The sequence below is a fragment of the Lysobacter sp. OAE881 genome, assembly GCF_040546665.1.
In the GTDB taxonomy this organism is placed as follows: Bacteria; Pseudomonadota; Gammaproteobacteria; order Xanthomonadales; family Xanthomonadaceae; genus Lysobacter_J; species Lysobacter_J soli.
Genome location: NZ_JBEPOG010000001.1, coordinates 2,808,413 through 2,822,830 on the forward strand (window position 1 = coordinate 2,808,413; position 14,418 = coordinate 2,822,830).

Genomic DNA, 14,418 nt, shown 5'->3' on the forward strand with positions numbered 1-14,418 from the left:
CGAACCTACGCGTTCCGTTTACGCACCCTGCTGCGCATGCCACGCCTTCAGCAGCTCCGCTTCCTTCTCGCGCGAGATCCCGGCATTCAGCTTCGCCTGGCGTTCGGCCGGCAGGCTGCGGAACCACGCCATCAGGTCGGTCACGGTGGTTTCCAGCGGGCGATAGGTGAGCCCGGCCTTGAGCGCACGCGCATTGCTCACCGCGCCATATCCGGCGTACTCGCCGCTCTTGCGCGACACCCAGATCGGCAGTTCGCCGACCTTCTGCGCTTCCAGGAATTCCGGCGTGACGTGCGTGTACGTCGGCTTGCCGCCGGTGGCCTTCTGGCAGGCGTGCAGCATCTCGTCCATGGTCATCGGCGTTTTCGGACCCACGGCGTTGAACGTGCCGATCGTGCCCGCCTCCGCCAGACGGATCATCCATTCGCCCAGGTCGCGGCCGTCGATGACCTGCACCGGGTCGGCGCCATCGCCCGGCACCAGCATTTCGCCGCCCTGCGCGACGCGATGCGGCCAGTAAGTGAAGCGGTCGGTTTCGTCGCGCGGGCCTACGATGTAGCCCGGCCGCACGACCGTCACGCGTTTGCCGAATTGCTTGTGCGCCTCGGCCTCGCTCAGCGCCTTCAGCGGGCCGTAGAGGTTTTCGATGTCGGCGCGCAGCGATTCCTGCGTTTCGGCCATCGCATCCTTGCCCTTGTAGATGGCCACCGGCGCGTTCTCGTCGATGCCCGGCTTGCTGCCGTCGGCATACACCGAGATGGTCGAGATGAAGAGGTAATGCCCCACGTTGCCAGCCAGCACCTTGCCCGCGTCGCGCACCCAGAACGGCAGGCTGGTCGGGTTGTCGATGCACACGTCCCACTTGCGGCCCTGCAGCGATTTCAGATCGCCCGTGTTGCGATCGCCGAACAGCTGCTCCACCTCGCCCGGCCACTCCGGCGACGGCTTCTTGCCGCGATTGAACAGCGTGACCTTGTGCCCGCGCGCCAGTGCGTAGTTCACCTGGAACGGCCCGGTGAACCCGGTGCCGCCGAGGATGAGGATGTCCAGCGGCTTCTTCGCCCGGCCGACGGGTGTGGTCTTCTCGTCGGCGAACGCGAACGACGGCAGCGTCGCGGCAGCGGCGGCAAGCGCGCTGAACTTGAGCAGGTCACGGCGGGTGGTCATCGGGACGTCTCCATGCAGGGCGGGCGGACCGTCCAACGCCCTGCCCTCGCCTGGCGTCTTCCTGATCCAAACGGGGCCACTCTAGAGGCGCGCGCCGGGTGGGCGGGAATGTCGATAGTCACGGGCGGCGCGGTTGTAGCCCGGGTAAGGGCGAAGCCCGCACCCGGGTGCACTCCACGTCGATGCTCGCGGCAAGGCCAACCCGGGTGCGCTTCGCTTACCCGGGCTACGAATTAGCCCGCGACAATTTCCACCCAACCCAAATGGACCCAACCTTGCTTGCAGTTCCCGCTGTAGGGCTGCTTCTTCGCGATGGGACTGGTCACGCCGCCGTTCTCGTTACCACGGGCGTAGACGACACCCAGCCAAGTGCCGTCCTTCGAGGCGTCGCACACATATACGACTTGGCCGTTTCGAAGCTCATCGACGGATGCGAAGGTGCGCCCGGGGCCGCTTCTCACTGCGAGCGCTCCCCGGGCCTTCAATCCCTTCACTTTGCCTACGGCCCCACAGGCGTCAGCTTCGACGCTTCCGCCGACGGAAACGGATCTTCTCGATTGCGCGGGAAGCAAAGATGGAAGCGTGCTGAGTGCGACAACCGCCATCCATGTCGCGATCTTGCTGGCCATTCGCGTGTGTTCCCGCCTGTACGAGTTACTGCGGCGCCTACTGCGATCACTAGCCGAACACCCAGCCGAAGAACTGCTCCAGGAACGATGCTGGTGGCTTTTTCTCTTGTTCGCAGTCGACCAGACGCCCTTCACCCGCGAGACAGAACTGCCGATAGAACCGGAGGCTGCCTTCCTCGTCACGTGCATTCATCAGGATCGAGTACCGCCCGGCTACGAGTGGGTCCGGCTCATCGGTTGTTACAAAGCCAGCCGGAGCATCCCCGTAGCAGATCCGCGTGGCCCCTCGCAGTCTCATCCCGGACACGGGCGCAGCCTCGTGCTTGACACTCCAGTCGCTCCCGCCCGTGCCCACGGAAAGATCCAGAAGGCGGACATCCCGAGAATCGATGTCGCGGCTCCAGTTGAGAAACGAGATGACCGAGTGCGAGTAGACGTAACGCTGAACGCCGAAGCACAGGCGACCGTTGTCTTCATAGACCGTCGGCTGACCGTCAACGCCGAATGACACGGCACCCGCAATTGGCATTAGCCCAAGGACCGTCAGAGCAACTGCGGCCGCAATAGCTCGAATCATCAGGGCGCTCACAGGCGCGGCAACCATTCGGCGCGATGCGGCTCTGCCATGAATCCCGCAAGCACATCGTGGAACAAGCTGGGCTCACTGACCGCCTGGCCGCTCCTCGACATCAGGTCGGGACGCTGGACCATCAAGCAGTAGTAATCCGCAAGCAGGTCCCCTTGCTGTTCCATGTTGAAAGACGACAGGTGGGGAACCTCAGTCCATCGCCTTGCCATCCGCCCGGAAAACGACACGGAATCGATGTGGTGGGTGCGACGAATCTCGTAGCTGTACACGGTCTTGCCGAACGGCTTGGCGGCCAGCTCGGCGCTCTGAAGAGGAATGCCGGCTACTTTCACCGGATATCCCATCTGGAACTGCCACACATGCACCATCTCGTGCATGAAGAGTTGCGTCTTCCACTTATCTTGCGGAATCAGCATCGCGAAGTCATCGACGTAGTGATTTTTCGGGCAGTACAAGTTCCCGTTTGGGGTAATCGTTGTCCAATCGTCCTGAAGGCCAAACGGCAGGAACTCCTCGTTGAAGACCTTGACCGCGCCATAGTCGATCGCGTCCTTGAAGATGCGTCGAGCCATTCCAATCTCGCCCGAGGTCAGCGGCCTGGACTTCCCCCTCGGGACTTGCACCACGGCACTTGAACTGCCGACGCCAACCGCGTTCGTCACCACACCCGCAACCGGGAACGGTTTGCCTTCTCCACCGTGAGCCTGCTTCGCGCAGCAGAACGTGGCCGTGGGCGCTGCAGCGAACCTGGCTTCCGTGACCGCCACAGAACCTGTCGTCCGCACGCGCTCCGTGAAGCCACTGGAGTCGGTGGTACCGGAAACGTGGGAACCGTCCGCAAGGGTCAAACGGTACGGAAGCTTGGAGACGGGACTGCCGTCGAAGGCGACAAACCTGATCTGCTCGTCGAACGTTTCGCCGGCACTTGCGGTCACCCCCGATTGGAACGTGGTGACCGGTGCTGTGGAGCGCGCAACCTGTTCGCGAGCAGGCGGCGACCGCCCCCACTGATAGTTGCACGACGAAAGCACGCGACAGCCGCAGGCCAGCTTCATCCGGTCGAACGTGGCGGGACGACCGTCGATGATGAAATTCGGGTCTCCTTCCACGAAGGCGAACACGCCCTGATGCGTCGCACATTCGGCAAGGTCACCCTGCAGCGCGACTGGCCTGCCATCCACCGTGAAGCCGCTTCCGCTTGCCGAGATGACCGACCCGCCACCTTCGACCTTGTCTCCCAAACGAATGAAACCTTCCTTTCCACCCAACATGACTGCCCTCCATTAGCCCGGATACGACGACGCCAACGGCGCGTCGCACCCGATCATGTGAGTGCCATGGACAAAGGGATTTCGGACGATTCCGAAAGAGCAATCGGTTTCTGTAGCCCGGGGAAGGGCGAAGCCAGCACCCGGGTGCACTCAACGTCGAGGTTCGCGGGAAGGCCAACCCTCGTGCGTTACGCTTACCCTCGCTACAAACGCGGTGTGGCTGTCTCGCCGTCCCCGCGGCGAAGTTACGAACCTTTCCGCGCCGGCTCCGGATAGGCACCGATCCAGATGCAGGTGTAGACGCACACACGGCCGAACTGCAGGTCGCTGCCATCGTCCACCGGGCATTCGCCTTCCGATTCGAGGAAGCAGATGCGGTCGCCGTCCACGCGATAGCCGGGGCAGTCTTCGCACCCGCTGCCGCCGCCGGGGCTGTCGTTGCGGCGCGTCTTTACCGAGTCCTTCGTCACTCGCACATCGTTGCGCCCAGTTCGCGCCTGCCACGCACGGACATCGGTCGCGAGTCGTTCCAGCTCCGCCTTGCGCGCCTGTGTAAGTTGCGGCGAGGCAGCGGCATCACGCTTGAACGCCTGCGTGCGTTGGACGAGGGCCTGTTGCTGGGTGTCAGTGCCCGAGTCGGGCGCCTTACGGTTGCAGGCGGGGAGGCACAGCACGATGGCGACCGCGGCAACGGCGGTGAAGGTTCTGACGTCCATGCATGCCTCCGGCGGCGTGGGGCCGCGTACGTAGGCCAACGGCGAGTGCGGGCACGATCGGACAGCCCTTCTAGTGCGCAACGCGCGGTTGGGCCTGCCCTGCCCCTTCGAAACATTCCCAATGAACCGGCGCCCTGTGGGTGGCAGTGTCGGGCTTGGTCACATACCGAAACCACCTGCACGTTTCGGCTATTGACGAAGACGAGCGAATAGGAGCCAACGTGCACCCCATACATCAAGTCGCTTTCTGTCTTCTACTCCTGCCTAGCACCGGGCTCGCGGATGCCGCAACCACCGCAGATGTGACCTCGGGGAACCCATTCGAAGCAAACGAGGCATTGCGATTCCGAGCCCAGATTTTCGCTGCGGCTTACTCGCCCAACTCACTCTGGCACCTGGCCTCCAATGTTCTCTGCCCGGACGAAGGAAGTGCTGCATCTATCAAGCAGCACCTCCCTTCCTCGGTCCGTTACATCGACGAGATATTCGACACGCATGGGAAGATCATCCGTGGTACACGAGCAGTCTCCAGTGCCGAGGCCGCATCGATAGTTACGGCGAGCACCAACAGCGATTACGGAGAACTGACGATCCAGCACGGGCGTCGTGCCCGGTTGCAGCTGAACAACTTCGTATGCGCTATGGACATGCACGCCGAGATAAGGGACGGACGATGGATGGTGCGAGAAATGGCGACACAGTGCGAGTAGCGAACATGGACGCCGCCCGGACTCGCTCCAACTGAAACAGACCTCATGAAACGCGTGTTGGCACTTCTGATCATAGCTGCCGCCGGCAGCACCTCTGCGCAGGACTTTCCGAAGGAGAACACGGTCGCGTGGGAGTGTGGCGCCTCGCTCTTGGCGTGGCAAAGGGTTGAACAGTCGGTGCCCGGTTCCGATGCGGCCTACCGGTTGGCAAACGCCATCCTTTGCGCGAGCAAGACGGACGAGCTTGTTTCCGATATCACGCGGCAGCTGGATGACGTCGTGACGCATTCCAGCTACGGCACCGGTGACCCGGCCGAGGAAGTCAGGATCCTGAGCAAGCCCTGGGCCGCAGATTACGTTCATTACTTCGAAGGTTCTTCCGAGTGGACATACGATGTTGTAGTCAGGCCGGATGGCGAGATCGAGCTTGTTGCCTCGAATGAAGCCTGCGTCGACGTGACGAAACTTCGCTACCGAAACGGACAGTGGTGGATCTACGAAGTGGGTGACGCGTGCGATTGATGGGGCTAACCGCACTTCTGCTCCGACGCCTCAGATCCCGCCTTTGCAACGCCACCCTCAGTCTGATGCAGTGCCTCTTGCTTACGTCATGCACGGGGCAAATGGCTCCTTCCGGGTCAAGCACGTTGCCCGGGGAAGCCGAGTTCGTCTGGGACAGCGAACTCTGCGAGCACATGAGAGGCGAGGTACCCGAGCCAGGCGTCGGCAGTAGCGATTCGCCGACAATTGACGACATCAACCGAGCTTGCGGCGGAGACTCGACTGCCAACTACAAGGCGAGACCGGCGACGCCGTCCGAGCGACTTGAGCTCACGGCGTTCGATACCCCATCGAGGCACGGCCCGCTTCCATCCAGACAAGACTTGCGTCGCCCCGAGGTGGTCACCGTTATCACGGACACGTCAGGCAAGCGCAGCGATGTGGCCGTCGTTACCTCCGAGACCCGGTGGATCGACTCGAAAGGCGATTTCCACCTCAGATCCTACCTGGGCATATTTGTCCGTTCGCTTAGTCGAAAGTGGCGCATCGAACACACCCAAGCACAGTCCGGTTGCGACGGCTGCGAGAGCCAACCCACCAGCTACTCGCTTGCCGGGTTAGGCGACGTCCGCAGAGCGGGAAATCTGGCCCTTCTGTTCGACGTCCAAGCCTACGAATCATGGGGAATGTCAGCGTACGAGCTGGACGGAGCCCGTAGGGGGCGGTGGCTTTCGCCTGCCCCGTCGGCGCCACGGGCGGAAGATGGAGCAGCCCCGCAAGAAGAGAGAGGCGACATTGGGAACTTGTGAGCTGCCTCCTGCAAACGAGCCGTACATCTAGTCGCAAGGCTCTTACCGGAGTTTGACGTTGACACGACTCATCAAGGGCGCCGCCGTGGCGGTGATGTGCGTGATCAGCGTCCTGCGCTTCCTGTTCTTCGCTTCTCTGTGGTGGGAGAAGGCTTTCGCGACGGCCGTACGCACCACGATCAGCCCGGGCGGTTGCTACCGGCTTGTCGAGTATGAGCCGTTCTGGATCATGCCCTAGGCGTTCCATCCGGACCGGTTCCCAGAAGAGAAATGGAATCCGCTCAAGGATTGGTCTGCTCCGTGGATGCCACACGAAGCGCCAGGCTTCCTCCGCCTCTTCGACAGCAACGGGAAGAAGCTGGGTGAATCACCGGTATACGACCTCTTCGGCCTCGAAACAGGGGATGTGCATTGGCCTGTGCACGACATGCGTTGGATGTCGGCCGGGTACGTTCGGCTTGCTGACGATCTGCCGCCCTGCCCCATGGCGCCCGGCGCCATGCCGGAATCGGGCCACTCTGTTCGGGAACGCGAAGCCCTTTCGAGAGACTCCTTTGCGCCAGTTCCTTTTGCTTCCGGGCCGGATCCACTGCCGAAACGGGTGGTTCCCGCTTCGGTGCCGATTCGCTGATTGGCGTGCATGCGGCGCGCTCGCGGTGACGCAACCCGGGTGCGCTGCGCTTACCCGGGCTACGCACGCGGGGGCTTCAGGCGGGTTCAGCGGCGGGGCGGTGGTCGATGGCCAGGGACAACGCATCGTCCACGTAGGACGCGGTGCGTTCGAAGAGTTCGGACAGCGCGTCAGGTGGGATGACGATGTACTCGGACGATTCGCTGCGGGCTTCGGTGAACTGCGCCAGCAGACGCAGCTGGTCGCGGGTGTGGATCAGCGAGTCGTGGGCGGAACGGGGCAGCAGGTAGCCGCGGAATGCGGCGGGGATGGAACGCGTGTCCTTGCTCATGCGGGGTCTCCAGCAAACCAGCCGGGCTTGCGCCGGGGATTCGGCGCAAGGTGTCGGGAGGTTCGAAGCCGCACTAAGCCGGCGGGCGTATTCCCTCTAGCGAGGTGTTGTATTAGCCGCCCTCCCGACGCGGATGATCGTTGCGTCGGATATATGCCCAGGAATCGGACATAAGAAACCCGCCTGTGTTTCGGTGGCGGGTTACCGCTTAGTGAGGAGCTTCGACTCTCCTTGAGGGCGAGTTTGTTGGGGCGATTGCGGGTGGGCAATGAGTCTTTTTCGCAGCCCAATACGCAGTTGCGACGGAGCGCCGCGCCCGACACTTTCGCGTTGCCGCACGCGCTCCTGATTGCTCTCCTCAGAGCGTCGCATCAGCGGCGCGGACAAGGAGATGCAATGGTTCAGCGATATGTGATCGTGGTTGGCGACCCAACCACCGGCGGCGGCGAAGCGATAGAAGGCTATCCGGGTTACATGATCGAGTGTCTGGATGGCGCCAAGCGCCCAGTCGTGGCATTGAGACACAAGGTGCTATGCGGGCAATGCGGGCCGACGACGGTGATCGAAGGATGCAGCTTCTTCTTTACGAATCTGCAAGTCGCATACGACGGCTGTGCCTTGGCGTGTGGGCACAAACTCATTTCCAAGCAGCAAAGGCTTTCTTCGGTGGAAGTTGCGGACGCGACGCTGCGACAGGCTGCGTACTCCCGTGACGAACGAAGCTCGCCACAGCATGCCAAAAGCGAGCAAGGCTTCGACGAGCATTTCCACTTCTTCGATGACGAGCACGCCGATCCATTGAGCGGACTGACCTTCGTAATCTTTCCGGAAGACGCTCAGGCGATTCCGGGGAGACTCAACGAGAACGGACTCACCCCACTTTGCTCCGACGAAAGCGCGCGGCGGGTCATCGCCACCATATCCGCCCCCTCGCCCATCCTGAAGTGAGAAAGCCATGTCATTGAACGACTTTTCCCTGACAAATGCGGTAGAGAGCGACGCACTGTTCGTGCTGAAAGATGCCCAGTCCGTTCTGAGCCCAAGGCAGAAGACAGAGCCTAAGAAGGTTCGGGCCCGTCGGCTAGAAATCACTCAGCTGCCTGGTGCGATGCGACATATGGGGTGGATCACCGCAGCGCGCCTGATGGAGCGCTGGTTCAACACTCCGGCCTTCGCAATGAGCGCCGAACAGAAGGCGGCGCGGAATCTGGCAGACCTTCCCTGGCAGCAGGTGGATGAGACCATCGTCACGATGCGATGGGCGAGCCAGTTTGAACGCTGCCGTGCAGCAGTCGATCTGGCGAGGTCCAGGTCATTTCACACGCAGAAGGGAATGACACGGTTGCGAGATCTGGTGTACGCCAGCGGATGGGACGGAACGCGCCCCCATTCGTTGGGCTTCTACGGAATGAGTTCCCGGCTGATGGACAAAACGTGCCAGATCAATGTCGCCGATCTTGGGGAAAGAACCGACACGCTGGACGAAATCTACGGCGCTTTGGGACTTGCAAACCTCAAGGTTGGTGTTGTCGGCACAGCACTAAACGAGCGCGGAAAAAGACTCTTCAAGGTTGACTATCTCGGCTTCTACATCCTCGACACCTATGACTTCAATGGCCCCCAATACCTTGGAACATGGACCGACAAGCGGGTGCTGACTAAAGCGGAGACGATCGCAGCCGGGACCTACGCGGCGCGACGCATCTACGAAGCCAGAGACGATTCACCACTTGGGCTCATCACGAACGGCGACTTTCGCGACTATCGGGCCAAGACTGGCCGAGGCGGCGACTTCTTCGTCGTCTCCGATATCCAGTGGGAGCGCATCAACGCCGTCGTCGACTTGGATCAGTATCCGTGATGCGCTTGCTCAAGGTTGCCCTCATGTCGCTTGCCGCCACGATCAGCGTGACCGCCTTCCTCTTCTTCGCGTCGCAATGGTGGGAAAAGGCCTTCGCCACCGTCGCGAAGACTGAGTTGAGCCCCGGCGGCTGTTATCGGCTGGTCCAATACGCGCCCCATTGGGTGATTCCGGCGTCCTTTCACCCGGCGCGCGACCCGCAAGAAAACTGGACGCCACTCGACAATTGGTACGCACCGTGGATGCCAAACGAGGCACCCGCGTTCTTTCGGTTGTACAACAGCAGGACCGGCCAAAAGCTCGGCGAGTCCGCCGTCTACGACCTGACGATGATCGGGCCCGGTGGCGTGCACTGGCCGCAGGAGTACTCCCGCCGAATGTCGGTCGGATTTGTCTATCTGGCAGACGACCTGCCACCGTGCAGGGGAGCAATCCCTGACGAGGTGGAGGCCTTCGTCTCGGACAGGAATGTCTGCGATCACTTGAGAGGAGAGATTCCGGACCCGGGCATCAGGGGAAACGACTCCCCGAAGATTGACGAGATCAACCGGGCATGTGATGGAACGGACAAACGTCTCGAGACGCTGCGCGCGAAGTACGCAAACGACGCGGGCGTCGTCGAAGCGCTGAGTACATACGAGTGGCCCATACAGGCTGGCGGAAACTAGCTCTCGTCAACACAATCGCCGACGTTGGGGCTCAATGTGCCTCTCGCGGCACCTGAAGCGTCAATCGCGACGCCTTTTCCGTTACCCCTCGACGCGAAAAGCCCCGTCTCAGGCGCTTTTTTCGCCAACTCTGGCGCTTGGAGCGGGAGCGGCGGCGCGGAAAGTGTCGGCATCGACGCCTTCGGACGAAGGCAGCAATCAGAAAAGCGGCGGCGATGACGCTTCTTTCGCCAGCGACTTCGCGAAAAGCGTCGAAGCAAGCGCAAACCGCGTCGCCACAAACGCGAAAAGCCGCTCGGGAGCAGCTTTTCGGGGTGCACGCGGCGCTCAATGCGCCGCGCGGCGTCAGGCGGGCGTCGGTGCCGTGCGTTCGACAGACGGTGTCTTGTTGAAACGGCCGGACAATTCACGCCGCAGCGCCTCCAGCCCCTGATTGCGGCCGGCCACCTTGAGCAGTGCGTACCCTTCCAGCGCTAGCGACATCACGTCGCTGCCCAGCGCGGTCTCGGAATCTTCCGCACGCTCCGTCAGCTTGCGCAGTCGGTTGAGGCGCGGACGCAGGCGGTCGAGCGTTTGCAGATCGACCAGCGCCTCGGCCAGCCCGATGCTGGCCGGTACCACCTGCGGGTTCTCCGTCAGCACGCTGAGCGTCTGGCGGCAGAACTGCTCCGACTTCGGTCCCATGCGGCTGAGTCCTTTGCGCGCGTCGGTGTCCAGCGCGATCAGGCCGGTGAGCGCGGCTTCCAGTGAGGACAGCGCCTGGTCCACGGCGGCCAGCTGTTCGTCGGAAAGCGTAAGGGAGATGAGGTTCTGCGACATGACGGATTCCAAGTAATCGCCCGGAGCGGGCGTCTAGATCGTCATCGCCCTACTACTTCCCTCGCCGTCGGCGAAGCGCGCGTCGAGGGGTACGGAAATTCCGAGTCGGGGGTGAAAAAGTCGGGTTGAGATGAGCGCAAAGAAAAGGCCGGCCGAAGCGGGCCTTTGGTCGAAAAACGCCGTCGCGGCGGGAACACCGGGTTACGGCTTGGTGTCCTTCGGCGGGTTGGGATCGTTCCCGTAGCTGTTACTGCCTTGGATCTTCCCGTTCTTGCCGTGCTCCACGACTTCCACCTTGTCACGACGGCCCATGTCGCGAGCCTCGTGCATCGCCGCTTCCTTGGTCGAGTGGAGCGAGCTGGCACGCTCGCCGCCTTCCCTCTGCACCGCCCAGCCGTCCGCGTGCGGAACCACGTGGATGTCCTTCTTGGTCATACCTGCCTCCTTGTCATGCCTACGGACCTTCCGTAGGTCACCCGCAGGATCGCGCAGATGGGTCTCACTCAGCGCGTTTGCAGGGTGCTGCGGTGTCAGAAGAAGTCGCGGGGCGGGGCGGCGATCAGGTGGAGACCGACAGGGGGCGGTTTGCTCAAGCCGCGCGTCTGATAGCGGACGTGGCTATCGTCGATGGGTTTCGCTTTGCTCAACCCATCCTACGCGGGCTGCGGTCAAGGCCCCGGAAGCCCAAGCAGCGGGACCGTGCGGGTTGGCGATGATGAGAAGGTGCCGACGAAGCTGAAGTAGGCGGCCCGGAACGATAGGAGGCGCGTCGGTTGACGCGCCTCCCCTTTGCCTCACACCCTGGGTTCGCTTCGCTTACCCGGGATACGCTGCTGACGGAGTTGCCAATGGCGACGGATCTGATCTGCGAATGCTTTCGCCATCAATGGCGGCACAGCATTGCCAACCTGTTTAGCCTTCGAGCTCAACGAACCATGAAACCGAAACGATCTAGGGAACGTCTGCAGGCACGCCGCTTCTCTGACGCTTAAACCACGATCTTGCTCAGGGTGCCCAAAGCGGCCATTCGAATAGCTAATGCAACGGGTCGTTAAGCCAGAGGCCGGACGATCCCACGAAAGCCTTCCGTACACATCCTTATGTCCTTCGTGGCCGACGTGACATTGCAGCCATAGATCCTGCGGCCACGACTCACGCCCCCCACCTTCTGGTGTCGCCCGGATCCTTTTTAGATTGATGTCAGTGAGAACCGCACTATGGTGATCGGGGTCATCAGGGTGCACCTGACCTGCCTCAATTGGAGCTAAGTCTTCAATCCAGTGGCGAACAGTAGAAGTTGGCGTCAACTTCTCCCCATGACTGCGCGCCGGCAACTCAATGTCCCCGACTAAGCTTGCCAACAGCACCAGGCGTTGACGAGTTTGCGGCACCCCATAGGCCGAAGCCGGGAGCACGTCTGTTTTCACGTCATATCCGAGCCTTCGCAAGAGACGTACGAATGCGGAAAGCGGCCCGTCCTTGGATTGAATGCGTTGTAGCCCTGGCACGTTCTCAATGAATACATACTCGGGAAGCCAATGCTCAACGAAGCGCCCGAACTCACCTAACAAAGACCGACGAGAGTCCTTAGAAGACTTGGAGAGGTTCTGCTTCGAGAACGGCTGACAGGGGGCACACCCAGAGAACAAAAGTGGGCGCTGCCGCCGTCCTACAATTGAACTCAAGTCCTGAGGTTTCAGCTGGCGAATGTCTTGGGTCATTACGACAGCATCTGGGAAGTTTGCGGCAAACGTGCTGCTCGCCTCATGATCAAAGTCAAGTGCGAACTTGATGTTCATCCCAGCGAGCGCAAAGCCACAGCTTGTCCCTCCGCACCCCGAGAAGAAGTCGAAAACGTCCAAAGTCACACCGCTCTTAGCCATCTCGTCCTCGACTCAAAGGTCGTCCAGCATCTGCCTCAACGCAACCAGTTCAGGCTCACTTGTCGCAATCGAGGCCAGCACCGTTCGTTGCCAATGAAAAATCTCATTACCGTTTGGCGACTCTGTTGCACTCAGGCCGAGGGCGTCGGCCGTACGGCGAACACACTCATCCTTAGCTTCCGCCGCTGTCATCGGAACGGCGCCAGCCATCTTCGAGAGGATGAAAACCTCCGGAGCTACCTCGCCCGGCAGATATCGCACATTGCCCCTTGCCCAAGCAATAAATTGCCTTTGAACTTGATAAAGCTGCTCCTTATCGCCACCTAGAGCCCCGCCGTCAATCGCAAACTCGATCTCGCAACCCGTGAACGCCTTAATGACATCCCCTAATGCCGGGTTGCTACTCGCCGGGATGCTTGTCGGATCTGGGATAGGAGATCCCGGCCGCTGATCCCCGTCCAGCACTACGAGTACGTCGTCGCGCTCTTCGGCCGCGAAGACCGGAACGAACCGCTTCCACAAAGAAGCGGCGCCACCAGGGTATGAAGTAACTTCAAACTTCGCCATGTACGCGTCGCCCGCATCGCGCAAAACCTTCTTAACGATCTCCGACGAGAGGCGATCCTCAACAACCAGGTACTTCTTGTCATCGAGCGGCTCGCCTAAGCGAAAGAACGCCTCCGCATGCGTAGCTTCTTGCGTAGGTATGAAAACCTCACCTGTCGGGAGCTCGGCAAACACCTTGACCGCATGTCGCGGCAACAGCCGCACGATCCCCGGCGAGTGAGTCGATATGACAACCTGATGCCGATTCTTGTCGACCTCGCTCTCGATGAACTGAATCAGTCGCTTCTGAGCCCCAGGATGAAGCGACACCTCAGGCTCATCCATCAGAATTAGCGAGTTGGGCTGCGCCTTCTCCATGATCTGATAGACGCTCATTACAACTGCAAACTCGCCGCTACCGGCAAAAGCCTCCGAATATTTGCGATTCGCAGTTCCGAGAATCGCAGAGTAACCAACCGTATTAAAGAATGCGTGCTCTACGAGCCGAATTGACTCGTACTTCTTACCCAAGATACGGCCGATAATCTCCACTACCGCGCCAGGCAACTCCACATTGCTGAGCACGCGTTCAACTTTATGGAACTCATAAGACGTCAAGCCACCTTCAACCACCGCTTTGAGATGAGGAGCCCGATTGACGATGAGTTCACGACGCGCACTCTGAGAGAGCGTCCGCTTTGCCATATCCCCATGGTAGAAAAACTTGTCAAATGCGCTCAGCATCGAGCGAAAGTCTAAGTAGATGACCTTCTTGTCGACCGGGTTCCAGCGTGTCTTTGTCCGCCCCGGCGGCATCGGCTTCTTTGGATCGAGCTCAGGCATTCTCTCCATGCCATAGCGTCTAATCGGGCGCGACGGCTCCCAGTAGTTCGGGTCATCCTCTCTGGAAATGCGGAGCTTGAGCACCTCCACAACCCCGTCGTGATGTTCATTGAAGTGCCCATGAATAAACGCGGGTCGGTTGTTCTCATCGTCCGCTATCGGATCGAGCTTTGTAGCAAACCAATAGTTCCCTAGATTCGATCCATCTGGGCAGCCCATGATGGCGCGCAAGACCGAACTCTTGTTCGTGCCATTCGGCCCGACGAGCGCCGTGATGGGATAGGTGAAGTCGATCCTTGTGCCGGGCTTAATGCTCTTATAAAACGGGAACCTTATATGCTCGATATAAGGACCCATCTTCTTGTGGCGTACAAGCTTCGTAAGTTTGTCCTGAATCTGCGTCACGCCGCTCCCCCTGAGCTGCACGAAGTCCTTGTCTAGTCA

At 60.8% G+C, this 14,418-nt stretch carries 15 protein-coding genes; 5 read left to right on the forward strand and 10 right to left on the reverse strand.

Translation table 11 applies throughout. From position 1 onward, the window contains the following. Positions 1-18: 18 nt before the first annotated feature. From ABIE51_RS13030 to ABIE51_RS13050, 5 genes are all read right to left on the reverse strand, one after another. A complete protein-coding gene (locus tag ABIE51_RS13030; protein WP_192631050.1) occupies positions 19-1,167 on the reverse strand; it encodes an SDR family oxidoreductase in 1,149 nt (382 codons plus the stop codon). A 233-nt stretch (positions 1,168-1,400) separates the two neighbouring features. Beyond that, positions 1,401-1,796 (reverse strand): SH3 domain-containing protein, encoded by a 396-nt coding sequence (locus ABIE51_RS13035; RefSeq protein WP_192631051.1) that lies wholly within the window; start codon positions 1,794-1,796, stop codon positions 1,401-1,403. A 49-nt stretch (positions 1,797-1,845) separates the two neighbouring features. Next, the gene (locus ABIE51_RS13040) at positions 1,846-2,400 is read right to left on the reverse strand and encodes a hypothetical protein (protein ID WP_354504234.1); all 555 of its coding nucleotides are present in this window, start codon (positions 2,398-2,400) and stop codon (positions 1,846-1,848) included. After that, positions 2,382-3,656, reverse strand: a complete 1,275-nt coding sequence (locus ABIE51_RS13045; RefSeq protein WP_192631053.1) for a PAAR domain-containing protein — start codon at positions 3,654-3,656, stop codon at positions 2,382-2,384. The genes ABIE51_RS13040 and ABIE51_RS13045 overlap by 19 nt, the downstream gene beginning before the upstream one ends. Positions 3,657-3,901: 245 nt before the next feature. Continuing rightward, positions 3,902-4,372: a hypothetical protein gene (locus ABIE51_RS13050; protein ID WP_192631054.1), complete on the reverse strand. Its 471-nt coding sequence runs from the start codon at positions 4,370-4,372 to the stop codon at positions 3,902-3,904. A 755-nt stretch (positions 4,373-5,127) separates the two neighbouring features. Between ABIE51_RS13050 and ABIE51_RS13055 the strand changes: the two genes are divergently transcribed. Beyond that, positions 5,128-5,604, forward strand: a complete 477-nt coding sequence (locus ABIE51_RS13055) for a hypothetical protein (RefSeq protein WP_192631055.1) — start codon at positions 5,128-5,130, stop codon at positions 5,602-5,604. A gap of 846 nt (positions 5,605-6,450) precedes the next feature. Beyond that, complete coding sequence (locus tag ABIE51_RS13060; RefSeq protein ID WP_192631056.1) at positions 6,451-6,630, forward strand: hypothetical protein; 180 nt, start codon at positions 6,451-6,453, stop codon at positions 6,628-6,630. Positions 6,631-7,099: 469 nt separating this feature from the next. On the opposite strand, the gene ABIE51_RS13065 is transcribed toward ABIE51_RS13060, so the two are convergent. Further along, positions 7,100-7,354 carry an XAC0095 family protein gene (locus ABIE51_RS13065; RefSeq protein WP_192631057.1) on the reverse strand — a complete coding sequence of 85 codons (255 nt, stop codon included), beginning with the start codon at positions 7,352-7,354 and terminating at the stop codon, positions 7,100-7,102. Between the two features lie 396 nt (positions 7,355-7,750). Here ABIE51_RS13065 and ABIE51_RS13070 point away from each other — a divergent pair, with 396 nt between their 5' ends. The 3 genes from ABIE51_RS13070 to ABIE51_RS13080 are packed head-to-tail and all read left to right on the forward strand — an operon-like array spanning position 7,751 to position 9,883. After that, positions 7,751-8,302, forward strand: coding sequence for a PAAR domain-containing protein (locus tag ABIE51_RS13070; RefSeq protein WP_192631058.1), 552 nt, complete (start codon positions 7,751-7,753; stop codon positions 8,300-8,302). A gap of 7 nt (positions 8,303-8,309) precedes the next feature. Beyond that, entirely contained in the window at positions 8,310-9,215 is a 906-nt protein-coding gene (locus tag ABIE51_RS13075; protein WP_192631059.1) for a DUF6402 family protein, read from the forward strand. Then, positions 9,215-9,883 (forward strand): hypothetical protein, encoded by a 669-nt coding sequence (locus tag ABIE51_RS13080; protein ID WP_192631060.1) that lies wholly within the window; start codon positions 9,215-9,217, stop codon positions 9,881-9,883. The genes ABIE51_RS13075 and ABIE51_RS13080 overlap by 1 nt, the downstream gene beginning before the upstream one ends. A 345-nt stretch (positions 9,884-10,228) precedes the next feature. Here ABIE51_RS13080 and ABIE51_RS13085 read toward each other — a convergent pair whose 3' ends face one another. The 4 genes from ABIE51_RS13085 to ABIE51_RS13100 all read right to left on the reverse strand — a co-directional run bounded on the left by ABIE51_RS13085 (position 10,229) and on the right by ABIE51_RS13100 (position 14,379). Further along, positions 10,229-10,702, reverse strand: coding sequence for a hypothetical protein (locus tag ABIE51_RS13085; RefSeq protein WP_192631061.1), 474 nt, complete (start codon positions 10,700-10,702; stop codon positions 10,229-10,231). A gap of 201 nt (positions 10,703-10,903) precedes the next feature. Next, positions 10,904-11,137 carry a DUF2188 domain-containing protein gene (locus ABIE51_RS13090; RefSeq protein WP_192631062.1) on the reverse strand — a complete coding sequence of 78 codons (234 nt, stop codon included), beginning with the start codon at positions 11,135-11,137 and terminating at the stop codon, positions 10,904-10,906. Positions 11,138-11,496: 359 nt separating this feature from the next. Beyond that, a complete protein-coding gene (locus ABIE51_RS13095) occupies positions 11,497-12,585 on the reverse strand; it encodes a DNA cytosine methyltransferase (RefSeq protein WP_192631063.1) in 1,089 nt (362 codons plus the stop codon). 12 nt (positions 12,586-12,597) lie between these two features. Further along, positions 12,598-14,379 carry an ATP-dependent nuclease gene (locus ABIE51_RS13100; RefSeq protein ID WP_192631064.1) on the reverse strand — a complete coding sequence of 594 codons (1,782 nt, stop codon included), beginning with the start codon at positions 14,377-14,379 and terminating at the stop codon, positions 12,598-12,600. Between the last annotated feature and the right edge of the window lie 39 nt (positions 14,380-14,418).